Here is a 25,639-nt window from a genome sequence, read left to right as displayed (position 1 = left end):
AGCAAGATCAGCAAAATGAAGATTGAAAATCAGGATTAGAGTCCAAAACGATGCGTACCCGTGCCAAAATTTGCGGAATCACGCGAATTCAAGATATAAACAGTGTTGTGCATGCGGGTGCAGATGCAATTGGCTTGGTGTTTTATCCTCCAAGTCCGCGCAATGTGAGCATTAAACAAGCACAAGGCTTGCTGCAACACATTCCCGCTTATGTGCAAGTGGTCGGTTTATTTGTCAATGCAACGGCAGATGAAATTGCCACTGTATTGAAACAAGTGCCTTTAGATATTTTGCAATTTCATGGCGATGAAACACCCTTGCAATGTCAGCAAATAGCAGAGCAAGTTGGACGTCGATGGTACAAAGCCATTCAGGTCAAACCCGATTTAAATGTGTTGGATGCAATAAAAAGCTATCAACAAGCAGGTGCAAGCGCAGTATTATTAGACGCGTGGCATCCTGAATTGAAAGGTGGTACAGGACACAGTTTTGACTGGTCAAAATTCCCCAAACTCGATATTCCTTTAATTTTGGCGGGTGGTTTAAACCCTGAAAATATTGAAGATGCAATTCAGACGACTCAAGCCTATGCTGTTGATGTCAGTGGCGGAGTGGAGTCTGCAAAAGGTATTAAAGACCAACAACTCATAGAAAATTTCATGCAAGGAGTCCAACGTGGATCAGCAAAGTACAAATCACAATAACTCAGTGATTGACTATACCCAATTCCCAGATGCAAAAGGGCATTTTGGGATCCATGGCGGACGTTTTGTGTCAGAAACGCTGATGGCGGCTTTACAAGATTTAGAGAAATTGTATTTCCGCATGAAAGATGATCCGCAGTTTTTGGCAGAATTCGACCGCGATCTCGCCTACTATGTAGGTCGTCCTAGTCCTTTGTATTATGCTGAGCGATGGTCAAAAGAGTTGGGTGGTGCACAAATTTACTTAAAACGTGAAGATTTGAACCATACTGGCTCACATAAAGTGAACAACACCATTGGTCAGGCACTGTTGGCAAAACTGTCTGGTAAAAAACGCATTATTGCCGAAACAGGTGCAGGTCAGCACGGTGTAGCAACCGCGACCATTGCCGCTCGTTTAGGCTTGGAATGTGTGGTGTTCATGGGTGCAGAAGACGTGAAGCGTCAGGCCATGAACGTGTACCGTATGCGTTTACTTGGTGCAACTGTTGTACCTGTAGAAAGTGGCTCAAAAACCTTAAAAGATGCCATGAACGAAGCCATGCGTGACTGGGTCACCAATGTTGACTCTACATATTACGTGATTGGTACGGTCGCTGGCCCACACCCATATCCACAATTGGTACGTGATTTCCAGTCGATTATTGGTCGTGAAGCGCGTCGCCAAATTCAAGAGCAGGCAGGTCGATTACCTGATGCATTGGTGGCTTGTGTAGGCGGTGGTTCTAATGCCATGGGTTTGTTCTATCCGTTCTTGAATGATGCCGAAGTGAAAATGTACGGTGTCGAAGCCGCAGGTTTAGGCATTGAAACAGGCAAACACTCTGCACCATTGAATGCAGGACACGTGGGCGTATTACACGGTAACCGTACTTATTTAATGTCTGATGCACAAGGTCAGATCATTGAAACCCACTCTATTTCTGCAGGTCTGGATTATCCAGGTGTAGGACCAGAGCACAGCTTCCTGAAAGATATGCACCGTGTCGATTACGTGCCAATCAATGACCAAGAAGCCTTGCAAGGTTTCCGTGATTTAACCCGTATCGAAGGGATTATTCCTGCTTTAGAAAGCTCGCATGCTATGGCTTATGTAAGCAAGCTTGCACCAACGATGGATAAAGACCAAATCATTATTGCGACTGTTTCAGGTCGTGGTGATAAAGACTTAATGACTGTTGCCCGCATTGATGGCGTGGAAATGGTGGATATGTAAATCGTAAGCTGCTTGAAATAAAGTATGCTACATTTCAATTCAATCGTGCTGAAGCAATTCGGCACGATTTTTTATTTGGAGGATTGAAAAATTCTCGCTACTTTAAACAATCATGCTTAAAAATCATCAACCATAAAAGCCATCAAGCTTAGGATATTTGCGCAGGAGTCGGATATGCCCAGTTTATTTATCGTGATGTTAGGCGGACGTCATGCGCGAGCCAATACCGAAGTGCATGATGTGGTACTTGCGGTAGGTGATTCTTTAGAACAGACCTATCCGCAACTCAAGCAGGCTTGGTTTGCAGAACCGAACGGTTTGCATATTGACGCATGGGCGCAAATTAATGGTGTTGAGTTTGAAGGTAAATCCTACTATTTAAAATTTACCGATGCGCAGCCGAATCAGGCAGAAAACCGACTGTATTTAATTAATTTAGGTGGATATGATCCGCGTGAGTTTGGCGAGTTACATCGTTATGTACTGGTGGTGGCGCAAAATCCAATGGTGGCAAAACAGCGTGGTAAAGCCTATTTTGCCCAGCACTGGCAAAAACAACATACCGATCGGGTCTTAGAGGTAGATGATTGTATTGCGATAGATCAGGTGCATGGTCGCTATGTGCAATTGGTTGAAGGCTCATTTTCAGGCAATCGTTGGGAAAATACCTATCTGACTTTGAATGCTGATGCTTAAATACCTTCAGAATATTGAGGGGAAGATATCTATTAATTTATATTTTGTATATTTAGTGAACGCTCAAGCCTTAAAATAGTAAAACAATCTATGCTTTTATAATTTTTTGAACAAAATCATAAGCTGCGGGTTTTTTGTACATGCATTTGTAGGCATAATACGACCAAAGATGAATTGTTTTTAGACAATAGGGAATGTCTTCAATGGATTTAATTCAGGCGAATGGACAACCGCATTATGGACGTTTTAGTGAACTTCCCAAAAAAATTGATTATCAGGCTTATCAATATAAATCACCGTATGGTGAAGTATTGTCGGGTTGGCGTAAACGCTTAAAATATAAAAAGTTTAAATTTTGTAGTATTCAGCACGAACACTATACCATTGGGCTTGCGATTGCCGATATTGCTTGGGCAGGGCACGGTTTTGTCTATATTTATAATCACATGACGGGCGAAGTGCAGGAATGGAATGCGATTAATTTTTTATCGCGTAATACGGTTTTAGATGAGCAACCGTTATTTAATCAAAGTTTTTTTGAAAAATCGCCATTTCAAATTGAAATTCAACATGCCAATGGTGTGCGTTATATCCGCGTGACCAAATATGGTGAAATTAAACTCAGTGCGCGGATATTTTGTGCAGGCACAGACCCGCTAAGTATGTGTAGCCCAACAGGTATTAATGGTTGGACTTACACCCAAAAACTGACCACACTCGGCTGTGAAGGCTATTTTGTTAATAAAACAGGACAAACCATTCAATTCCATGAACGCACCTTTGCTTCTTTAGATGATACCTGCGGTTTTTTACGCCCTGAAACAGCATGGTTTTGGTTGTCGTGCAACTTTTGGGATACCGAAGACCGTCGTGTAGGCTTGAATCTGGCTTCTGGTGTGAATGAAAGTTTTGGCAACGAAAACTGTTTGTGGATTAATGGCGTGCTGTATCCCTTAACAGATGTGTTGTTCCAACCTGAGGATGATGGCTCGTGGAGCATTCGCTCACTGGATCATCGTTTGAATTTAACTGTCAGCACAGGTTGGCGCCGTTATGAAAACCTGAATTTGCGTCTAGTCGGCAGTCAGTTCAGCCAATGGCAAGCTAAAATTAGTGGTACTATTCAACAAGACGATACCGAAATTATTTTGTTAAACGAATACGGCTTGCTTGAACAGCATTATGCCAAGTGGTAGGGCAAGTTTTTAACCAAGATTGTACGTCACCATTTGCAGATCATCATGTGACGTCATCTATCACTCACTTGAATCGCCATTGAGTTTTTACATAAACGGCAAAAAAAGGCGCATTATGCAATTTCACTATGCGTTCAGAATTGGCATGATACTGCGAAATATATCAAGGTGAGTTTCACATGGCACAAGGTCTTTTGGCGGGTAAGCGTTTTTTAATTGCTGGTATTGCAAGTAAATTATCTATCGCATTTGGTATTGCAGAAGCATTGCATCGTGAAGGTGCAGAATTAGCATTTACTTATCCGAATGAAAAACTCAAAAAACGTGTTGATGACTTCGCTGCACAATTTGGCTCAAGCATTGTATTGCCTTGCGATGTAGGCGTAGATGCAGAAATTGAGCAAGCTTTTGCTGACTTGGCAAAGCACTGGGATGGTTTAGATGGTTTGGTTCACTCGATTGGTTTTGCGCCTGCGCATACTTTAGATGGTGACTTTACCGATGTTACAGATCGTGATGGTTTCAAAGTTGCGCATGACATTAGTGCTTATAGCTTTATTGCGATGGCACGTGCTGCAAAACCATTATTACAAGCACGCCAAGGTTGCTTATTGACTTTGACTTATCAAGGTTCTGAGCGTGTGATGCCAAACTACAACGTTATGGGTATGGCGAAAGCATCTTTAGAAGCAGGTGTACGCTACTTGGCTTCAAGCTTGGGTGCTGACGGTATTCGCGTGAATGCAATTTCTGCAGGTCCGATTCGTACGCTTGCCGCATCGGGCATTAAATCATTCCGTAAAATGTTAGACCTGAATGAAAAAGTTGCACCTTTAAAACGTAACGTGACCATTGAAGATGTCGGTAATGCGGCATTATTCCTTTGCTCACCATGGGCGAATGGTATTACTGGTGAAATTCTGTATGTCGATGCAGGTTTTAACACGGTTGGTATGAGCGCAGAATTAATGCTAGATGCTGAATAAGCATTGCATCAAGCAGATAAAACCGAAGTTTAGGCTTCGGTTTTTTTATCGCTGCATTTTAAGCAAGAGGTATTTTGCAGATTGCTGTAATTTTATTTTCTTCTTTGGCGCATCTGCTGCTATAAATAGATGAGTTGACAATATTTCAAAATAAAACTGGGTTTTAGGTCTTAAAAATGAATGCGGAACAATTGCAAAAAACGTTACATGCCAGTCAATATGCAGAACAAGTCTTGGCAAATCACGAAAGCCTGTTACAGCAGGATTATGCAATTGACCAATTCCTAAAACCGCTGAGCGCAGACTACATTCATCAACTGGTGATTTCGACTTTACAAGACATTCAAGATGAAACCTTGTGGATGAAAACCCTGCGAATTTTACGCGCGCGTTTAATGTTCCGCTGGATTTGGCAAGATGCCAACCAACTCACCGATGTGGTGACGTTGACACAGGAACTTTCAGACTTTGCCGATATTTGTGTGCAAGTTGCCAAAGATTTTGCGCGGATTCCGTTGGTTGCCAAGCATGGTGAGCCGATAGGATATAACGGCAAAGTCCAAGACCTGATTGTGGTCGCCATGGGCAAGCATGGTGCGCAGGAATTGAATTTATCAAGTGACATCGACTTGATTTTTGCCTTTGATGAACAAGGTGAAACCAATGGACGTAAGTGCATTGAAGTGCAGCAATTCTGCATCTTATGGGGACAAAAGCTGATCTATCTATTAGATCATATTACCGCCGATGGTTTTGTTTTCCGTGTCGATATGCGTTTACGCCCGTGGGGCGATGGTTCTGCTTTGGCGATTAGCCATGTCGCACTGGAAAAATATTTAAGCCAGCATGGACGCGAATGGGAACGCTATGCTTGGATTAAGGCACGTATTATCACAGGTGGGCAAGAAGGTTATGAACTGCTGGAAATGACCCGACCTTTCGTATTCCGCAAATATGTCGATTACACCGCCTTTGAAGCCATGCGCGAAATGAAAGCCATGATTGAGCGCGAAGTGCAGCGTCGTAATATTGAAGACAATATTAAATTGGGCGCGGGCGGTATTCGTGAAGTTGAATTTATTGTGCAGGTTTTTCAGCTGATTTACGGTGGTTCAAAACTAGAATTACAAGACCGCCAGTGTTTGGTGAGTTTGCGCCATTTGGGCGAAGCTGAATTGCTAGAGCCACAAGCCGTACTGGATTTGGAAGATGCCTATTTATTCCTGCGTCGAGTAGAACATGCCATTCAAGCCTTGAATGATCAGCAAAGCCAAGCTTTACCGACTGAACCTGAGTTACGCGCACGCATTAGCGATACTTTGGGCTTTGCCGATTGGGACAGCTTTATGCAGACCCTAAATGAAAAGCGTGTCAAAGTCATTTATCAGTTTGAGCATTTAATTAAAGAAAATGAACCCGATTCTTTGCTGGAAAATTACAGTCAGCTAGAAAAACAGCTCGATGCGGTACTAGACGATCAAGCGAAAAATTTAGTGCATGAGTTCTGGTATGGACATGCCATTAAAAAACTCACCGCCAAAGCTTTACAGCGTTTAAAAACCTTTTGGCCACACTTGATTGAAGCAGTGTTGCAGTCAGAAAATCCACAAATGGCATTGATGCGTTTAATGCCACTGGTCGAATCTGTTCTGCGTCGTACCGTGTATTTGGTCATGCTGATTGAAAGCAAGGGGGCACTGCAACGCTTGGTAAAAATGGCCACAGTCAGCCCGTGGATTTGTGAAGAATTAACGCAATATCCTGTGTTGTTAGATGAGTTTTTATCCATGGATTTTGAATTGCCAAAACGCAGCGATTTGGAAGATTCTTTGCGCCAACAATTGCTGCGCATTGAACTGGATGAAGTTGAAGACCTCATGCGGGTGCTACGTTTATTCAAAAAATCCAACGTATTAACAGTTGCGGCCAGCGATGTACTGGCAGAAAGTCACTTAATGAAAGTGTCAGATGCGTTAACTGATATTGCCGAAGTGACCGCAAATGCAGCCCTACAACTGGCCTATCAGATGATTGTCAAAAAACATGGTTATCCGCTAGACAGTGAAGGACAGCGCTGTGGTTTGGAGCATAACGCTTTTGCCATTATTGGTTATGGCAAAGTGGGTGGCATCGAACTGGGTTACGGCTCAGATTTAGACGTGGTTTTTATTCACAACATGGATGAACAAGCCGATACCGATGGCATTAAACCGATCAGTGGCTTTGAGTTTGCCATGCGGGTGGCACGCAAATTTGTATCTTTAATGACCACGCAAACTTTAGATGGTCGAGTTTATGATGTCGATACCCGTTTACGTCCTTCGGGAGATGCGGGTTTATTGGTGACCAGTTTACGGGCCTTTGAGCAATATCAACTGAAAAGTGCGTGGCTGTGGGAGCATCAGGCTTTAGTGCGTGCGCGCAGTATTGCGGGTGAGCAATGTTTACGTGACAAGTTTGAAGTGTTGCGTTGTCAGATTTTAACCCAGCCGCGAGATGAAGCTTATGTCCGCAGTGAAGTGCTGAAAATGCGTCAAAAAATGAAAGATCATTTGGGTTCATCTAAAGAGCAAAAAAAAGATGGAATTTTTCATTTAAAACAGGATGCAGGTGGTATCGTTGATATCGAATTTATGGCACAGTATGCGGTATTAGCCTGGAGTGGGTCGAATCCTGATCTCGCCCATTATTCCGACAACGTAAGAATCCTTGAAGATGCCGCAAAAACAGGTTGCTTATCCAGCGACGATGCGACAGCATTGATTCAAGCTTATCTCCGTGAACGAGCCGAAAGCCACCGCTTAGCCCTTGCAAATCAATCCATGCAAGTCAATGCTGCGGACTGGTACGATACCCGTGAGGTCGTTTGCAAGTTATGGCAAAGATTAATTGATCCGACTGCAATGTCTGCGTTGGATTAAAATGACTATTGTATAAACATTTGGAGTGTGTGCCATGAATTTGGCTGATCGTGATGGTTTTATTTGGCAAGATGGACAATTGGTTGACTGGCGTGATGCAAAAATTCACGTCTTAACGCATACCTTACACTACAGTATGGGTGTGTTTGAGGGTGTCCGCGCTTATGAAACGCCAAACGGAACTGCGATTTTCCGTCTTCAGGACCATACTAAGCGTTTGTTAAACTCTGCAAAAATCTATCAAATGAAAGTACCATTTGATCAAGCAGCTTTAGAACAGGCGCAAATTGATGTGGTACGTGAAAACAAACTTTCATCGTGCTATTTACGTCCATTAATTTGGATTGGTTCTGAAAAACTGGGTATTGCTGCAACCAATAACACCATTCATGCTGCTGTTGCGGCTTGGGGTTGGGGTGCATACTTGGGTGAAGAAGCGATGGCTAAAGGTATTCGCGTTAAAACTTCATCGTTTACGCATCATCATCCAAACGTGACCATGTGTAAAGCTAAAGCTTCTGGTAACTACACTTTGTCTATTCTTGCACACCAAGAAGTAGCGCAAGCAGGCTATGACGAAGCGATGTTGATGGATCCACAAGGTTATGTATGTCAAGGTTCTGGCGAAAACGTATTCTTAATTAAAGATGGCGTTTTACATACACCAGACATCGCAGGCGGTGCTTTAGATGGTATTACGCGTCAAACGGTGATCACCATTGCTAAAGACTTGGGATATGAGGTAGTTGAACGCCGTATTACGCGTGATGAATTCTACATTGCCGATGAAGCCTTCTTTACAGGTACAGCAGCAGAAGTTACCCCAATTCGTGAATACGATGACCGTGTGATTGGCTGTGGTTCACGTGGCCCAATTACCACTGAAATTCAAAAAACTTTCTTTGACGCAGTTCAAGGCAAGAATGACAAATATGCACATTGGTTGACTTACGTTAAATAAGTCACGCGTGTGTACCTGAGTCTATATTACTGACTCAGGTGTGATGACCCCATTCAGGCAGTGGCTTGAATGGGGTTTTATTTTGTCTGCTATTGCGTTATTGAACGGCTAAACTTCTTGCGAGGTTTATTTCTCACTTTACAGACATAGATGAATGATCAACTGTTTCTTCGTTGAGTTGGTGATGTAAAAATTTGATCTTTTGGATAAATTCAGTCGTTTAAAGCATGGGTTTTTATAGCGAAGGGCAATCCCTGTAATTGGTGAGATTTGATGTAAAAAAACGCTCAGTCTGTTGAATGTGATAGGGGATAGTGAATCAAATACGTGAAAAGTGGATTAAAAAAAGAGATAAAATTTTATTTTTGACCATTCTTTCAAAAATAAACCCATCTAAAATGTAACAAAAGTTAAAATAAAAATACAATGAAAATTAATTAAAAACAAAAACTTATTCTAGATGTAAATAAATATATATTTTTCATTATCCCTAAAATTTGGATCACAAATTTTGGGGAGTGAGCTGCTCCCTAGTTTTTTGCGATGTCATTTAAAACAGTACTTTAATCTCCTAATTTTCTGAAATCCAAGGTTTATTTAATATTGCGTGAAATAGGGCGCATAGATGGTTTCTTGTGAAAAATACCTAAAATGAAGAAGCTTGCTAAGGATTGAGTTTCAATAATTCTAACGATATCTCAAGTGAGTGAATGATTAAAAAATGGTTTTTTATAAGAGTTATGGAGAAGTGACATGTCTAAATTTATTAAAACTGCTGCTGCTTTGATGGTTTTCGGAGCTTTTTCAACGGTAACAATGGCAGGTGGTAATCATCATCCTAAACCAGACCCTAAGCCAACCCCAGTATGTAACGAAGGGCCATGTACAGGAAGTATTCCAATTCAAGTGATTGTGCCTAAGCGCTGTGAGCTGAAAGTGAAAACACCAAGTATCTCATTAAAAGATGGTGCAGAAGCTTCTGGTCAATTTATGGTTGGGGCGAATGCAAACTACAACTTATTGGTCGATACCGACAACCGTGTTGGTGGAGGCAAAACAACCAAATCTGCAGCCAAATCAGGTAATCATGCAGTGGGCTTAACGGTTGAAACCAAACGTGCGGGTTCACCATCTTTGATTCAGTTAAACGATCAGCAAACCAATATTGCGCCAGGCAACAATGGCTGGAGTACTTACAATGTCTTGGTTAAAAGTGACGGTGTAGGTATTTCTAAACCAGCGGGTACCTATACCGATAAATACAACATTCGAGTGTCATTCTAATTCACTTGAACGCAATCTGAATCAGTTGGCTTTACCGACAGGGTGGAGTCAACTTTTTAGTCTAAAGACAAGCGTAATCAGACATTGTTGGGGGATGCATGAAAAAATTATTGAAATATGTGCTGGTCGCAAGTTGTTTATGTGCAGAGGCAGTTTATGCAAATTTGGTGATTTCACCGACTCAAATGTATTTGGGCGATAAAGCACGACAACGCAGTGCAACGGTGGTCATGGAAGCCACAGACCTTACTGAACCGAAAAGCTTTGAAATGTCTGCCTACAAATGGTCGCAAAATGCACAGGGTGAAGATGTGCTAGAACCAGAACAAGACATCTTAATTAATCCTAAAAACTTTGTTTTACAACCGAATGCACAACAAGTGATACGCGTAGGTTTTAGCCGACCACTTTCTAAGGAAGAAATGGCGCAAGAAAAAACTTGGCGTATTGTTTTTAAAGAAATTGCCCCTGTGGTGGAAGAAGACGCTCTCCAATTTTTATTTACGATTTCTGTTCCTTTATTTGTGGGTAAGCAAGATGCCATTCAGGTGACTGCAACCCCGCGTTATCAAAACGACCATTTGTTTTTAGAGATAGAAAATCATGCTGCATCGCATGTGCAAATTTCTTCAATCAGCATTTTAAACCAACAAAAACAACCCATCGCAACCACACGTGAAATGAAATATTTGTTAAATCAACAAAAACACAGCTTTGATATGGGGCAAATCAAACTCAGTGATTTGAAAAATTACATACTCAAACTTGAAACAGATAAAAGTGAGCAAGCCATTGAGTTAAAAATGAAGGGCTAAATCATGCATAGAACTCGACTGTTTTTTGCGCTGCAATGTGTCCTGTGGGGGATACCATTACCTGCCAATGCTGCCAATGCTGCCAATGCTGAAATGGCGTTGAATAGTGTTTGGCTGAATGGCGTAGATCGTGTCATTGAAAGTTTGGTGTTGCAGCAGGATGGGCAACGCTATATGGAATGCGAGGTCTTGCAGCAACTTGGTTTACAGCAAGACCGTTTACAAAAACACAGTGCACAAACTCAGTTCTGTTCTGTAACCACCAATGAAATTCAGTCTGAACAAGACTTTGCGCTGCAAGCGATTAAATTGACCGTACCTGCCAGCTATTTTATAGATGCACAACTGAGCCAAACCCATGCGATTCCGTCTAAAGCAGAGTTGGGCGGTTTTTTAAATTATAATGTGCTGTATGCACGTTATGATAATTACAATGAATTAAATGGTTTGGCGGAGCTTGGTATTTTTAAAGATTACTGGATTTTTAAAAATGGCATGATGTATCGCAAAGAGGCAGAACAGGATCAAGATAAGCTACTGCGTTTGAATACCAGTTTTGAAATTGAATTTCCATCACGTTATCAGCGTTTAACTTTGGGTGATAACACCAGCGTTTACAATCCTTTATTAGATACATTCAGATTTGGTGGTGTGTCTTTTGGTTCAAATTTTAGTAGTTATCCAGACTTTATTTATTGGAATGTACCCACTTTAAGAGGCAGTGCTGTACTGCCATCCACCGTCGATTTATACATTAATGGCATCAATTTATATCAGCAACAAGTGACGCCTGGGCACTATACCTTAAATACGGGTGCCAATATTCAGCAGTCGGGCGAGGCGCAAGTGGTCGTGGAAGATGTATTGGGAAATCGTACCGTGCAATCTTTTCCAGTTTATGTCACCACGCAACTACTCAAACCAGGACTGAACGAATACAACTTTTCTGCAGGAAAGCTGCGTTATGACTACGACTACGTGTCGGATGATTATCGGGAGTTTTTTGGCAACCTTTATTTCAGACGTGGAATTACAGACAGCACGACTTTAGGAACCAATTTAAGTTATAGCAAAGATATGCAGAATGTCGGGTTGCTATGGACGCAATCTCTCAGCAAATATGCCTTGTTAGATACGCATGCTGCGTCTAGCCACAGTGATTGGGGCGATGGTTATACCTTTGGCGCTTCGTTAAGCCGTAATGGAAGTCGGCTTGCACTTGGTGCAAGTCATAAATACTACAGTCCTGAATATCGTGGTTTGGGTTATAGCGATATGACACAAACAGTGGAATACGACAACTTAGCTTATGTCAGTATTTTTAATATTCCTTTAATCAATACCTTAAATGTGAACTATCTAGAGCGCCGTTATCATCCCAATGCAAATAATAGCTTTGCAGATAGCCAAATGCTTACAGTTGGTTTTTCTCGTATGTTTGGGCGTCAAACTTCACTGTCGTTTTCTTATTATAAAGATTTGAAAGTGCAGGATAGTGACGGGGCATATTTAACACTGAATTATCAATTTGACCAACGCCGCAGTGCGCAGCTTTCGCATAATTTTGATGAGCAAACCCAGTTGCGTTATGCACAGAGCAGCCTGACGCAAAATGGTGTGGATTACACTCTTGCTGTGCGTCACCAACAAACAGAAGGGGATATTGGGGTAAATGCCTATACCGCCCTGAAAATGCCGATGGGTAATTTATATTTAAGCCACGATGAAAGTGAGAGCTTTAGCTACAGTCAAGCCAATTATCAGGGTGCAGTAGTGTGGTTAGACCGTAAATGGGCCATGACCAAATATGTAGACAATGCTTTTGCTTTGGTGAATGTTGGTGATATTCCAAATGTGGAAGTACAACGTGCCTTAACACCTGTTGGTAAAACCAATCAACACGGTTATGTGTTTGTGCACGACATTGTGCCTTACGTCAATTACGACGTGTCTTTTGATCAAGACCAGTTAGATTTGTATGACAGCTTTGAATATTCAAGCCAAAAAGTGATTGGTATGAATCAACGCGGCTATAAAGTGAATTTCCCTGTTCAGCGTACAGGATTGATCATATTGCGTTTACTCACGCCCGATCAGCAGACCTTTGTGCAGGGCAGTGAAGTGTATTTAAGTGATGATGCAACCGAATTTGTACCTGTGGGCAGCGATGGAAAAGTACATTTATATGGTGTGAAAGCAGGCAGTTATACGCTGAAAGTCAAAACCAAAGGTGGAAAAGTTTGCCATAGTTCACTTGAAGTCCCTCAAATTAAAGCAGGCACTGTTCCACAAACCAGACAGTTAGATTTGATTTGTCAGTAAGTATATCAGCAGGATGATTGAGGATGAGAACATGAAAAAATTAGGGATGGTAAAAAAATTAAGTCTAGTGCTGTGTGGATGCTGGATTTGTTTTCCTGCACAGGCTTGCACCATTGGTTCGGTCAGTGAATCTTTATTGCAAATGAGCTCACAATACCGTAGCCAGACTGCAACCAGTTTTAATGTGCGCTGTGATCGAGGTTATAGCATTCAGTTCAGTAGTCGTAATTTACGTGACAAACATGGCAGCAGTTTTGTGAATAATGGCACACACCGTTTACGCACCAGTATGAGTATTATGGGAGCAAAAACAAATCTGTGGAACACGCCCATCGCAGGGCATGTTTCTACGACAGGACATAAATACAGTGTCGCGGTACGCTTGGATGAACAACCGAGTTTGACAACGCCAGCAGGTCGTTATACCGATGAGTTGTATATTAATTTACTTTTTTAGAGGGCTTCGATGTGCAGCAGATCAGGTATTCAGCAAACAAGATATTCAGCAGGCAGGTATCCAATATCTGCTTTTTTTATCTATTTAGGGTGAATGACAGCAAACGATTTACATTAAATTTATACATAAAACTATGTGTGCAAAACTAGGTATAGGCGATCATCGAGTTGTTAAAAAAATGACAAATGTGTCACCAAAGCATCATATTACTGCAATGCAGCTGCTCTATGCTAGCAAGCATAAAATAAGAATTGAGCAAAAAGGCGATGAGCAATGTATTGGCAAAGCAGAGCAGTAAATTAGAGCGTTACAGCGATGCATTTAAATTTCATTTCAAACAAGATCAAAAACAAAAAAGCAGCCAGCCTACCTCTGAACTCTCAGACCTTGTCCGCCCACGTTTAAAAATTGCCCTTGTAACAGAAACTTGGCCACCTGAAATTAATGGTGTGGCACGTTCACTGTTGCAGCTTTGCAAAGGATTGCAGGAACTTGGACACAAAATTTTATTGATTCGCCCTGAACAAAAACAAGCCTGCACTCAATTCCAACCGTACCAAGAATGTCTGGTAAAAGCACAAGCCATTCCTAAATATCATAATTTACAATTTGGCTGGCCGCAGTGGTCTAAACTTTCGCAGGCTTTAGATGAGTTTCAACCTGATGTGGTGCATATCGTCACTGAAGGCCCTTTAGGGCTTGCCAGTTTACATATTGCAAAATCAAAAAATATTCCAGTATCAAGTGGTTTTCACTCCGCATTTCAAGATTTTAGCCGTTTTTTCGATTTGGCATTTTTACTCAAGCCAATTCAGCACTATCTAAAATGGTTTCATAACAATACCTCGCTGACGTGTGTGCCAAGTAGCCATACTGAAAAATCATTGCGTCAGTTTGGTGTGCAAGGGCCTTTGGTGGTGGTTGGGCGTGGTGTCGATGTTGAATATTTTTCACCAGATTTTCGTTCTACCCAACTGCGAGCAAGCTGGGGTGCGAGTGAAAATACGCGGGTGATGTTGTATGTAGGGCGTTTATCACCTGAAAAAGAAGTCAATCTTATTATTAATGCCTATCAGCGTATGCCAAAAAATACCGAACAGCCTGTGAAATTGGTGATTGTTGGAGATGGGCCAGACCGTGAACGTTTAGAAGCCATGAACGCTCAGGGAGATATCATTTTTACAGGTAGTTTAAGTGGCACAGCACTTGCACAAGCCTATGCCAGTGCCGATGTGTTTGCTTTTGCCAGTCAGGTCGAAACCTTTGGCAATGTCGTGTTAGAAGCTATGGCCAGTGGCTTGCCTGTCATTGCTTATGACTATGCTTGCGCACGTTTACATCTAAAACCGAATGAAACAGGCTGGTTGAGTCCACTCGGTCAGCCAGAAGATTTGGTCGGTCATATCCACCGACTTCCCGATCTTACAACCCTTAGACAGATGGGCGAACACGCCCGCAAAGCGACTTTAAATATTTGCTGGCAGTATCCAGTCCAACAATTTGAGCAGGCGTTATATCTGGTGGCGAAGGAGCTACACATGCCATCTTAGCTATACGCCAAAGAGGAGAGAACTGATGAAGTTTAAAAATGCAAAAATAAGAATGCTGGATCTCGACTTAAAAGGCTGTTTGTATCTTAACCATTTTTCCCACTCTCAGCGGGTGGCACAATTTTTTAAAGTTATTAGCCGTTTGGGCGATGGTGTGTTCTGGTATGTCATGCTCGCAAGTGCATGGATGATGCAGGGCATTGGTTATAGTTTACAAATTATTTATCTGTTGTTAGGCGGATCTGTCGGCACAGGTATTTATAAATATTTAAAACAAAAAACCGTCCGTCCACGTCCGTATCAGGTACACCAAGTGATCCGTTTGGGTGAACGTCCCTTAGATCATTTTAGCTTCCCATCAGGTCACACTTTGCATGCAGTCATGACCACAACGGTTTTGGGTTATATCCAGCCAGTATTGTTGATGTTGATGTTGCCCTTTACGATTTTGGTGGCCGTTTCCCGTATGATTTTAGGCTTGCACTATCCGAGTGATGTGGCAGTCGGGGCGATGATTGGCGGTTCAGTGGCGAGTGCGATTATTTTGGCTGCACCTTATGTAAATATTGTTTTATAAGCTTGGATAAAACCAAATCGAAAATTCAGTGCAGTAATGGCAGGCAGCCCATGCGAAATTTGTTAAAGTAGTCGCTGTCTTGACTAGAATAGGGAATACACATGGGTTTACGTTGGACGGACAGCATCGACATTGCCATTGAGTTATATGAGGCGCATCCCGATGTCGATCCGCAATGGATTCGTTTTACCGATTTGCACGCTTGGGTCTGTGCTTTGCCAGAGTTTCAAGATGATCCCGAAAAATCGACTGAAGGCATCTTAGAAGCCATTCAAATGGCGTGGATTGACGAAGCACGTTAATCTAGCGGTGTGAAGCAAGATTGATTTGCCGATCAAGGTCCTGCACAATGCGCTTCATATCGAAAAAAGCAATTTTTTTACACATCAAAAGCAGAAAATAGCCCATTATTCGGTATAATGCGGCAAAATTTTCGCGTCAACATTGACTTAAGGAGCCAATCATGGCTATTGAACGTACTTTATCTATCGTAAAACCAGATGCAGTTGCTAAAAACCACATCGGTGACATCTTTGCTCGTTTCGAAAAAGCTGGTCTTAAAATCGTTGCGACTAAAATGAAACACCTTTCTCAAGCTGAAGCTGAAGGCTTCTACGCTGAGCACAAAGAACGTGGTTTCTTTGGTGACCTAGTTGCGTTCATGACTTCTGGTCCAGTTGTTGTTTCAGTTCTTGAAGGTGAAAACGCAGTTCTTGCTCACCGTGAAATTTTAGGTGCGACAAACCCTAAAGAAGCTGCTCCTGGTACAATCCGTGCAGATTTCGCTGTAAGCATCGACGAAAACGCTGCTCACGGTTCAGACTCAGTTGCATCTGCAGAGCGTGAAGTAAACTACTTCTTTGCTCAAACTGAAGTTTGCCCACGTACTCGTTAATACGCAGTATTCAAACCAGATAAGTGTTATTATGCTTATCTGGTTTTTTATTCTCCGAATTTTTATTTTCTGAATAAACCCTTGCTCACCTCTTGAGCATCTCCTTTCATCTTTAGACATGGTTTAGGTAATACACACATGAGTACAGAAGTCCTCGCTGCATCTGCGACAGATGTTCAGCAAGCATCTGCATCCGCTCCTGCACAGTCCAATACTGCAGAGAAAGTGAATCTCCTTGGCATGTCACGTCCACAAATGGAAAAATTCTTTGAAGACTTAGGCGAAAAGAAATTCCGTGCAGGGCAGGTGATGAAATGGATTCACCAGTTTTTTGTTACAGACTTTGCCGAAATGACCAATATTTCGGGCAAATTACGTGAGAAACTGGAAAAGATTTGTGAAATTAAAGCGCCTGAAGTGGTGCATAAAAATTATTCTAAAGACGGTACGCGTAAGTGGGTATTCCGTGTCGGTGATGGTGAAGGCTCATTGGTCGAAACCGTTCTGATTCCTGCCGAAGACAAAACTGGCTCACGTAAAACCCTGTGTATTTCATCGCAAGTAGGTTGTGCACTGGACTGTTCATTTTGTTCTACGGGTAAACAAGGTTTTCAGCGTGACCTAACCCAAGCCGAAATTATTGGTCAGTTGTGGATGGCAAACTATTCCTATATGGAAGATGTGCCTGTGATTGAACGTGAGCGTTCTGTGACCAACGTGGTGATGATGGGTATGGGCGAACCGTTGTTGAATTACGATGCCGTCTTGAACGCCATGCGCATTATGCTAGATGACTTTGCTTATGGCATGTCTAAGCGTCGTGTGACTTTATCGACTTCGGGTGTTGTACCTAAAATTGACCAATTGGCACAAGATATTGATGTGGCTTTGGCAATTTCTTTGCACGCCACCAATAACGAACTGCGTGATGAACTTGTTCCAATCAATAAAAAATATCCATTGGAACAATTAATCGCAGCTTGTCAGCGTTATATTGGCAAAGATGGCAACGAAAGTGCGCGTAAACACGTGACCATTGAATATGTCATGTTAGATGGTGTAAATGACCATCCTGAACATGCGCAGCAAATGATTAAGCTACTCAAGAACCTGCCAAGCAAGATTAATTTGATTCCATTTAACCCATTTCCGCACGCACCGTATGGGCGTTCTAGCCGAAATCGAATTATTTCTTTCCAAAAAACTTTGTCTGATGCAGGTTTTGTGTGTACGATTCGTCAGACACGTGGTGATGATATTGATGCTGCCTGTGGGCAATTGGTCGGACAAGTCGCTGATCGTACCCGTCGTGCAGAGCAGTGGAAAAAGAAAGTTGCAGCGCAAAATGAAATTATACGCTCGCAAGGATAATGACTTGTATAGATAAGCGACTTGCATCGAATTAAGACGCAAAGGGGATGTCCATTGAATAAGTCTGTATTTAAATTCGCACAAATTACAACCGTTTGTATTTCGGCAATTTTTGCTGCAGCTTGTCAAACCACAGCGCCAACGCTCGGACAAAAAGACCCAGAAAAAGCAGTACAAGTACGCACTCAACTTGCTGCAGAATATTTAAAAAATGGCGATTTAGACTCAGCCAAACGCGCACTTGATCAAGCTTTGGAAAGCGATTCACGTGATTCCACCGCTAATATGATGATGGGCGTGTTGCTGCAACAAGAAGGCAGCAAGCTGAATTTAGAAAAAGCCGATGCGTATTTTAAGCGTGCCATTGCCGCTGACCCAAAAAATGCACAAGCGCGTAACAACTATGGTACGTATTTATATCAAGTAGAACGCTATAATGATGCGATTGAGCAGCTCAGTATTGCTGGTGCAACACTGGGTTATGATCAGCGTTTTAGAGCATTAGAAAACGTAGGGCGTATTTATTTAAAGTTGGGTGATGTCGCGAATGCCGAAAAATCATTCAAACAAGCCTTGCAAGCCAACCGCGATTCTTATGTTTCAATGTTAGAGTTGTCTGAAATTTTATATTTAAGACAACAATTTGCACCCGCGCGACAATTGTATGAACAGTTTGTACGTGCGGTCGGGCAAAAAAATCAGGGTGCGCGTGCCTTATGGATTGGGATTCGTTTAGCACGTGCCAATGGCGATCAATTGGGAACTCAGGTTTTAGTGAACCAGCTGCGTGCATTATTTCCCAATAGCCAAGAATACCAACGTTATTTGCAATTACAGTACAGTACTGAGGCCGTATGGAAGTAAATCCTAATTCACCGCAACCATCACAGGGGAGCAATCAGGTACCCCATGCATTAGGAAATGTTCAACGTCCAGGTGAGTACCTTCGTCAAATTCGTGTGAATCAAAAACGCGATCTGGCTGATGTTTCAAAAGATTTGAAAATTCCATTGAAAACACTGACTGCACTTGAGCAGGATGAATATACCGCCTTGCCAGAAGCGACCTTTATTAAAGGTTATTATCGTACCTATGCCAAATATTTGCAGGTCGATGCTTCTGCGATTATTCAGCGTTTTGATGAAATTTATGCCAACGATACAGGTTTGTTACCGAACCATGCCTTGAACAATTCACCCATCAAAATTATGGGGAAACTGCCTGGTTCCAACCGTGATCGTAATAAGAAGTGGCTGACCCGTATCGCGATTGCAATTGCCGTCTTATTGCTCCTGTGGGCTTTGGTGGCATTGATTCAGAACTGGATGTCGTCTGGTCAAGAGGGTGCAGAACCTGAAATTGCAGTACTGCAATCCGATGTGCAAATCATTTCTGACAATGCGACAGGCAGCACGCCTGCACTTGCTTCGGGCGATCAGCTGAATTTGCAATTTGCTCGTCCAACTTCAGTGCATATTGTTGACTCTGCTGGCAATGTTTTAGCGACAGGACGTCAAGCCTCTACTTTAAATTTACAAGGCGAAGCCCCATTTCAAATTCGCTTAGATGATGCGACTGCTGTGTCATTAAGTTTGAACAATGAGTCGATTTCATTATCGCCATATACTGTGAACGGAAAAGCAGAATTCCGTTTATCTCGATAATGCAGCAAGGTAGAGCGATATCATGATTGTGAATCCAATTCAACGCCGTCCGACCCGTAAAATTCGTGTGGGTTCTGTCTATGTGGGTGGTGATGCGCCCATCAGCATCCAAAGTATGACCAATACGGAAACCTGTGATGTTGCTGCAACTGTGGCGCAAATTCAGCGTTGTGTAGATGCGGGCGTAGACATCATGCGTGTTTCTGTACCAACCATGGAAGCCGCAGCTGCATTTGGCGAAATTCGTAAGCAAGTATCTGTGCCGTTGGTGGCAGACATTCACTTTGACTATAAAATTGCATTGGCAGTTGCCGATGCGGGTGCAGACTGTTTGCGGATTAACCCGGGTAATATTGGTTCGGAAGCCAAGATTCGTGAAGTGGTGGCTGCTGCCAAACATCATGATATTTCTATGCGAATTGGTGTGAATGCAGGATCGCTGGAAAAAGATATTCAGAAAAAATATGGCGAGCCGACAGGTGCAGCATTGCTGGAATCTGCTATGCGTCATATTGATATTTTAGACCGTTTAGATTTTCAGGAATTTAAAGTTTCAGTCAAAGCATCGAATGTGTTTTTAACCATGGATGCTTATCGTTTGTTATCACAACAAATTGATAATCCATTACATTTAGGCGTAACTGAAGCAGGTATTTACCGTACAGGCACCGTAAAATCTGCAATTGCCTTGGGCGGTCTGCTCATGGAAGGTATTGGCGATACTATGCGTATTTCGCTTGCGGCAGAACCTGAAGATGAAGTCAAAATCGGTTTTGATATTCTAAAATCTTTAGGTTTACGCTCTAACGGGATTAACTTTATTGCCTGCCCAAGCTGTTCACGTCAGGAATTTAACGTCATTTCTGTAATGCAGGCATTGGAGGAGCGTTTAGAAGATATTCGTACTCCAATGGATGTATCGGTCATTGGTTGTAAAGTGAATGGCCCGGGCGAAGCTAAAGAAGCTGATATTGGTGTGGTGGGCGCAAGTCCGCGTTCATTGGTTTATCGTAATGGTGAAAAGAGCCATTTAATTGATACCAATCAACTCGTTGATGAAATCGAAAGCATGGTTCGTCAGCGTGTTACAGAGCTTGAACAAGCTAAATCTAAAGAGATTATTCGTACAAATTTTTCTGAGTAAGTCATGAGTTCAATTGTTGCAATTAAAGGTTTTAATGACATTCTTCCAACGCAAACACCTGCGTGGAGACGTCTAGAGCAACATTTAGCATCTTTAATGGATGCTTATGGTTATCAACAAATTCGTTTGCCAATGGTTGAGCAAACCAATTTGTTTAAGCGTTCAATTGGTGATGCGACCGATATTGTTGAAAAAGAAATGTACACATTCTTAGACAAGGGTAATCCGCCTGAGTCTTTGACTTTGCGTCCTGAAGGAACTGCGGGTTGTGTACGTGCCATGTTAGAGCACAATTTGCTACGTGGTGCGACACCGCGCGTGTGGTATATCGGCCCAATGTTTCGTTATGAAAAACCGCAAAAAGGTCGTTATCGTCAATTCCACCAATTTGGTGTAGAAACTTTTGGCGTTGCAACACCAGATATGGATGCCGAACTTATTTTAATGACTGCGCGTTTATGGAAACGTATGGGCGTTGCCGATAAAGTTCGCTTAGAGTTGAATACGCTGGGTGAGTCGGATGAGCGCGCAGCGTATCGTGCCGCTTTGGTTGAGTTTTTGGAAGCGCACAAAGCCGATTTAGATGAAGATTCACAGCGTCGTTTAAGTACTAACCCACTGCGTATTTTGGACTCGAAAGATGCTAAAACGCAAAGCATCCTAGAAAATGCTCCAAAATTGCATGATTTTATGGGTGAAGATACGCTGAATCACTTTGCTCAATTACAGCAGTATTTAACCGATGCAGGCATTGAGTTTGTGATTAATCAAAAACTGGTACGCGGTTTAGATTATTACAATAAAACCGTTTTTGAATGGACAACCACGCATTTAGGTTCGCAAGGCACAGTTTGTGCAGGCGGGCGCTATGATGGTTTGGTTGGGCAGTTGAAGGGTAAGGCAGATCAGTCCGTACCTGCCGTGGGCTTCGCCATGGGCATTGAGCGTTTATTGTTGTTGCTTGAACAAGTCGAAGACAATACGCCTGTACGTGATTGTGAAGTATTCTTGTTGGCAGATCCAACAACTCAAGGCAAGGCGTTGGTTTTAGCTGAGCAAATTCGTGACCAATTCGAACAAGCGGGCAGCCAGATTCGCTTAAAAGTTGGTTCACAAGGCTCAATGAAAAGCCAAATGAAAAAAGCCGATCAATCAGGTGCAATCTATGCCTTGATTTTTGGTGAGCGCGAAGCGGAAGCACAGCAATTGGCAGTGAAAACCTTGGCAACTGCTGAGCAAACGACTGTTGCAGTGACCAAAATTGTGCCTTTCATCATTGAAAAATTTTCTTCACAATAAGCCAAATAACATAAGGAAAAGGGTAATCCAATGAGCGCATTGAGTGATGACGAACAACTTGATAGTTTAAAATCGTTTGCGAAAAAATATGGTTCAGCCATGATTAGCGGGATTTTAATTGCGTTGATTGCCTTTTTCGGATGGCAATATTGGCAGAAAAAAACCTTGGCAGAGCAGCAAATGAATACTGCTAAAGTGCAACAACTGATGGATGATGCACGTACAGCAGAAGGCAATCCAGATGCCTTCAGTCAATTGTCTGCAACTGCCGATAAAATTGTGAAAGAAGCCCCTGATTCTGCGCAAGCTATTCAAACTCAATTCTTAATGGCTAAACTCGCTTACGATCAGCAAGATTTTGCTGCCGCAGAAAAAGCCTTAAAGAAAGTTGAAAACTCTAAAGTAAAAGACCAAGGCTTAGTGCAATTGGTTAAGTTGCGTTTGGCTTATGCACAGTTGGCGCAAAAGAAATACGATGAAGCTATTCAAAGTTTGGCCGCGGTGACTGATCCTGCATTTAAAGCGACTGCAGATGAAGCGCGTGGCGATGTTTATGTCGCGAAAAATGACCGTGAAAATGCCAAAAAAGCCTATCAAAGTGCATGGGATACTTTGGTGGAACGTAAACAAGAACGTCAAATTTTACAAATAAAACTCGAAAGTGTTGGTGTTTTGGTGGATGATCCTGAAATTGAACGCCCAGTATTAGAAACACAAGTGGATGAGAGCTAATGAATAGAAAGTATAAAATACCGTTTGCACTGACCGTTTTAACCCTCGCTTTAGTGGGGTGTTCTACCAATAAAATTAAAGTTGCAGAAGTTAAGCCAAATCCACTGCCAAAACTTGAGCAAGCACAAAGTCTAGTTCCTGTATTTTCACAAAGCGTTGCATCGACTACATCAGCCGATCCACTACGCCTGCAATTAGATGCCGAAAACGGGGTAATTTATACTGTTGATCCTAAAGGTGAGATGGCAGCCTATCAAGGCAAGCGACGTCTTTGGCAAAAACAAGTGTCTAAGCAAGGCTTAACTGCAGGTGTCAATGCTGCTGATGGCATTGTGGTTGCAGGAAACAGTAAAGGACAATTGTTTGCTTTAGATCAGCAAACAGGTGAGCAAAAGTGGGTTGCACAGTTAACAGGTGCAATTCTTGCGCCATCGTTAATTCAGGCGGGTCGTGTGGTGACTGTAAGTAATGACGGCACGGTATATGCACACAATGCCGAAACAGGTCAATTGGTTTGGACTTACAATTTACCAAACGTGCAATTTAGTTTGCGTGGTATGGCTGCACCTGTGGCGCTCGATTCACGTACTGTACTGATTGCTTCTGCAAATGCCTATGTCTATGCACTGGATATTGTTACAGGCGTACCACGTATGCAGCGCCGCGTTGCCATTAGTGAAGGCCGTTCAGACATTCAACGCTTAAATGACATTGATGGCGACCCAGTGGTTGCTGGTCAATTCTTGGTGACCACAAGCTACCAAGGTCAGGTCACCGTATTGGACTTGGCTTCACAACAAGTGATTTGGAGTGAAGATGCAAGCAGTACCAAACGTCCAGAAGTTGCGGGGAATGGTGTATTTGTCAGCACTGCAGATGGTAAAATTGCAGCTTACGAAATCACATCAGGACAAGCACTTTGGGAAAATGACAGTTTGCTCAACCGTCGTTTATCTAATCCTGTATTGTTTGGACAATATTTAGTGGTCGGTGATTTAGATGGTGTTTTACACCTCATTGATCCAAGCTCAGGGCAACTGGTTGGACGTTCAAAAACCAATGGCGAAGTCCGTTCATTGCGTGTAATTGACAATCAACTCTATGTCGCAACGCAAAAGGGCGCATTAAGCGTTTGGCAGAACCGCTAATTTTGTTCTGACTTTTATGCTAAAATAGTTGTCCGTATTTTTACGCGGGGTAATTGAATCATCAATGCCCCGTGTTTTTATTTAATAGAGTGGTCGATGTTCTCTCTGTCGTTTGCGTGGTCGCAACGCTGAACCCAACATCCATACTCTGTTCTTTCTTCCACAGTTTCGGATGTACAGACCATTGAAACTGACTGATCTTGAATAAAGGTTAATCTATGAAACCCGTAATTGCGCTCATTGGTCGTCCGAACGTCGGAAAATCAACGCTGTTTAACCAGATTACCAAGAGCCGTGATGCACTTGTTGCCGACTTTGCAGGTCTGACACGTGACCGCAAATATGGTGATGCAACCTATCAAAATAAATCTTTCATTGTGGTCGATACTGGCGGTATTGGCGAAAGTGAAGGTGGCATCGACTCTTACATGGCTGAACAATCTAAAACAGCCATCCATGAAGCCGATATGATCATTTTTGTGGTCGATGCACGTGCAGGCTTGTTGGCATCGGATGAGCAAATTGCGCGTGAATTGCGTACTTTGGGCAAAAAAGTATTCTTGGTGGCGAACAAAGTAGATGGCGTACATGCCGAAGCCGCTTTGGTTGAGTTCTTTAAACTGGGTATGGGCGAGCCATTGCAAGTGGCTGCCAGCCATGGTCGAGGCGTTCAGCAAATGCTGGAAGACGTTTTGGCAGATGTTCCTGAAGATGAAAACCCAGATGCACATGATCAAGACACAGGTTTGCGTTTAGCCATTATTGGACGTCCAAACGTGGGTAAATCGACACTGGTTAACCGTTTATTGGGTGAAGAACGTGTAGTGGCATACGATCAGCCAGGTACGACACGTGACTCAGTCTATATTCCGTTTGAGCGCAACGAACGTAAATACACCTTGATTGATACTGCAGGTGTGCGTCGTAAAGGTAAGGTCGATGAAATGATCGAGAAATTCTCGATTGTGAAAACCTTGCAAGCCATGAAAGATGCACACGTGGTGGTGATTGTGGTTGATGCACGTGATGGTATTGTCGAGCAAGATTTACACTTAATTGGTTATGCGCTTGAAGCAGGGCGTGCCATGGTGATCGCGATTAACAAATGGGACAATATGTCCGAATATGATCGCAAACAATGTAAGTTAGATGTTGAGCGTCGTTTTGACTTTATTCCATGGGCAAAAATCCACCTAATTTCTGCCTTGCATGGTACAGGCGTGGGCGATTTATATCCTTCTATTCATCGTGCTTATGAATCATCACACTTAAAAGTGTCACCTGCGAAACTGACTCAAATCTTGAATGATGCAACAGATGCACACCATCCACCCAAAGTGCAAGGTCGCGCCATTAAAATGCGTTATGCACACATGGGTGGACAGAATCCGCCAACCATCGTGATTCATGGTAATAAGGTCGATAAAACACCTGCAGATTACCGTCGTTATTTAGAAAACGTGTTCCGTAAAGTTTATAAGCTAGAAGGTACGCCTGTAAAAATTGAATTTAAAACTTCTGAAAACCCATTTGAAGGACGTAAGTCACAAGTGGATGAACGCACAGCCGCACGTCGTCGTCGTTATGTGCAGAAGTTTAAGAAAGCAGAGAAGAAGTTTAAGCGAGGCTAAGGCTTAAACTTTGACGTGTTTAATAAAAAATCCCGAATGTAAATTCGGGATTTTTTTTTGAGCAACTTAA

23 protein-coding genes are annotated in these 25,639 nt (G+C 42.5%); all 23 read left to right on the top strand.

What is annotated here, in order from left to right:
* The first annotated feature begins 50 nt into the window (after positions 1-50).
* Positions 51-704 (top strand): phosphoribosylanthranilate isomerase, encoded by a 654-nt coding sequence (locus FTV28_RS07725; RefSeq protein WP_179989968.1) that lies wholly within the window; start codon positions 51-53, stop codon positions 702-704.
* The gene (gene trpB / locus FTV28_RS07720) at positions 676-1,920 is read left to right on the top strand and encodes a tryptophan synthase subunit beta (RefSeq protein WP_004975067.1); all 1,245 of its coding nucleotides are present in this window, start codon (positions 676-678) and stop codon (positions 1,918-1,920) included. The genes FTV28_RS07725 and trpB overlap by 29 nt, the downstream gene beginning before the upstream one ends.
* Before the next feature lie 174 nt (positions 1,921-2,094).
* Positions 2,095-2,616, top strand: a complete 522-nt coding sequence (locus tag FTV28_RS07715; protein ID WP_179989966.1) for a DUF1543 domain-containing protein — start codon at positions 2,095-2,097, stop codon at positions 2,614-2,616.
* A gap of 203 nt (positions 2,617-2,819) precedes the next feature.
* A complete protein-coding gene (locus FTV28_RS07710) occupies positions 2,820-3,812 on the top strand; it encodes a DUF2804 domain-containing protein (protein ID WP_004975070.1) in 993 nt (330 codons plus the stop codon).
* 179 nt (positions 3,813-3,991) lie between these two features.
* Positions 3,992-4,798: an enoyl-ACP reductase gene (locus FTV28_RS07705; RefSeq protein WP_004975071.1), complete on the top strand. Its 807-nt coding sequence runs from the start codon at positions 3,992-3,994 to the stop codon at positions 4,796-4,798.
* Positions 4,799-4,974: 176 nt separating this feature from the next.
* Positions 4,975-7,719, top strand: coding sequence for a bifunctional [glutamate--ammonia ligase]-adenylyl-L-tyrosine phosphorylase/[glutamate--ammonia-ligase] adenylyltransferase (gene glnE, locus FTV28_RS07700; RefSeq protein ID WP_179989964.1), 2,745 nt, complete (start codon positions 4,975-4,977; stop codon positions 7,717-7,719).
* A 34-nt stretch (positions 7,720-7,753) separates the two neighbouring features.
* Complete coding sequence (locus tag FTV28_RS07695; protein WP_004975074.1) at positions 7,754-8,680, top strand: branched-chain amino acid transaminase; 927 nt, start codon at positions 7,754-7,756, stop codon at positions 8,678-8,680.
* 753 nt (positions 8,681-9,433) lie between these two features.
* Positions 9,434-9,964: a hypothetical protein gene (locus tag FTV28_RS07690; RefSeq protein ID WP_131260765.1), complete on the top strand. Its 531-nt coding sequence runs from the start codon at positions 9,434-9,436 to the stop codon at positions 9,962-9,964.
* A 98-nt stretch (positions 9,965-10,062) separates the two neighbouring features.
* Positions 10,063-10,779 (top strand): molecular chaperone, encoded by a 717-nt coding sequence (locus tag FTV28_RS07685; RefSeq protein WP_104852477.1) that lies wholly within the window; start codon positions 10,063-10,065, stop codon positions 10,777-10,779.
* 3 nt (positions 10,780-10,782) lie between these two features.
* On the top strand, positions 10,783-13,101 hold the full coding sequence (locus FTV28_RS07680; protein ID WP_179989962.1) for a fimbria/pilus outer membrane usher protein: 2,319 nt from the start codon (positions 10,783-10,785) through the stop codon (positions 13,099-13,101).
* Between the two features lie 31 nt (positions 13,102-13,132).
* Entirely contained in the window at positions 13,133-13,558 is a 426-nt protein-coding gene (locus tag FTV28_RS07675) for a hypothetical protein (RefSeq protein ID WP_004975083.1), read from the top strand.
* Between the two features lie 266 nt (positions 13,559-13,824).
* Entirely contained in the window at positions 13,825-15,108 is a 1,284-nt protein-coding gene (locus FTV28_RS07670; protein WP_179989959.1) for a glycosyltransferase family 1 protein, read from the top strand.
* A gap of 25 nt (positions 15,109-15,133) precedes the next feature.
* Positions 15,134-15,685 carry a phosphatase PAP2 family protein gene (locus FTV28_RS07665; RefSeq protein ID WP_004975087.1) on the top strand — a complete coding sequence of 184 codons (552 nt, stop codon included), beginning with the start codon at positions 15,134-15,136 and terminating at the stop codon, positions 15,683-15,685.
* A gap of 101 nt (positions 15,686-15,786) precedes the next feature.
* On the top strand, positions 15,787-15,987 hold the full coding sequence (gene iscX / locus FTV28_RS07660) for a Fe-S cluster assembly protein IscX (protein WP_004975089.1): 201 nt from the start codon (positions 15,787-15,789) through the stop codon (positions 15,985-15,987).
* Positions 15,988-16,148: 161 nt separating this feature from the next.
* The gene (ndk, locus tag FTV28_RS07655) at positions 16,149-16,580 is read left to right on the top strand and encodes a nucleoside-diphosphate kinase (protein ID WP_004975092.1); all 432 of its coding nucleotides are present in this window, start codon (positions 16,149-16,151) and stop codon (positions 16,578-16,580) included.
* A gap of 138 nt (positions 16,581-16,718) precedes the next feature.
* Entirely contained in the window at positions 16,719-17,951 is a 1,233-nt protein-coding gene (gene rlmN / locus FTV28_RS07650) for a 23S rRNA (adenine(2503)-C(2))-methyltransferase RlmN (protein WP_167846248.1), read from the top strand.
* Between the two features lie 54 nt (positions 17,952-18,005).
* Entirely contained in the window at positions 18,006-18,815 is an 810-nt protein-coding gene (gene pilW, locus FTV28_RS07645; protein ID WP_179989957.1) for a type IV pilus biogenesis/stability protein PilW, read from the top strand.
* Positions 18,806-19,615 carry a helix-turn-helix domain-containing protein gene (locus tag FTV28_RS07640; protein WP_179989955.1) on the top strand — a complete coding sequence of 270 codons (810 nt, stop codon included), beginning with the start codon at positions 18,806-18,808 and terminating at the stop codon, positions 19,613-19,615. Before pilW ends, FTV28_RS07640 begins: the two co-directional genes overlap by 10 nt.
* Before the next feature lie 22 nt (positions 19,616-19,637).
* Complete coding sequence (gene ispG, locus FTV28_RS07635; RefSeq protein ID WP_004975100.1) at positions 19,638-20,759, top strand: flavodoxin-dependent (E)-4-hydroxy-3-methylbut-2-enyl-diphosphate synthase; 1,122 nt, start codon at positions 19,638-19,640, stop codon at positions 20,757-20,759.
* Between the two features lie 3 nt (positions 20,760-20,762).
* On the top strand, positions 20,763-22,058 hold the full coding sequence (hisS, locus tag FTV28_RS07630) for a histidine--tRNA ligase (protein WP_004975101.1): 1,296 nt from the start codon (positions 20,763-20,765) through the stop codon (positions 22,056-22,058).
* A gap of 30 nt (positions 22,059-22,088) precedes the next feature.
* A complete protein-coding gene (locus FTV28_RS07625; RefSeq protein WP_131260757.1) occupies positions 22,089-22,790 on the top strand; it encodes a tetratricopeptide repeat protein in 702 nt (233 codons plus the stop codon).
* The gene (gene bamB, locus FTV28_RS07620; protein WP_179989953.1) at positions 22,790-23,938 is read left to right on the top strand and encodes an outer membrane protein assembly factor BamB; all 1,149 of its coding nucleotides are present in this window, start codon (positions 22,790-22,792) and stop codon (positions 23,936-23,938) included. Before FTV28_RS07625 ends, bamB begins: the two co-directional genes overlap by 1 nt.
* 218 nt (positions 23,939-24,156) lie before the next feature.
* Positions 24,157-25,569 carry a ribosome biogenesis GTPase Der gene (gene der / locus FTV28_RS07615; protein ID WP_004975107.1) on the top strand — a complete coding sequence of 471 codons (1,413 nt, stop codon included), beginning with the start codon at positions 24,157-24,159 and terminating at the stop codon, positions 25,567-25,569.
* Positions 25,570-25,639: the final 70 nt, after the last annotated feature.

It is taken from the genome of Acinetobacter sp. YH12252 (assembly GCF_013417365.1).
Lineage (GTDB): Bacteria > Pseudomonadota > Gammaproteobacteria > Pseudomonadales > Moraxellaceae > Acinetobacter > Acinetobacter towneri.
This window is presented reverse-complemented; position numbering and strand designations above follow the sequence as displayed.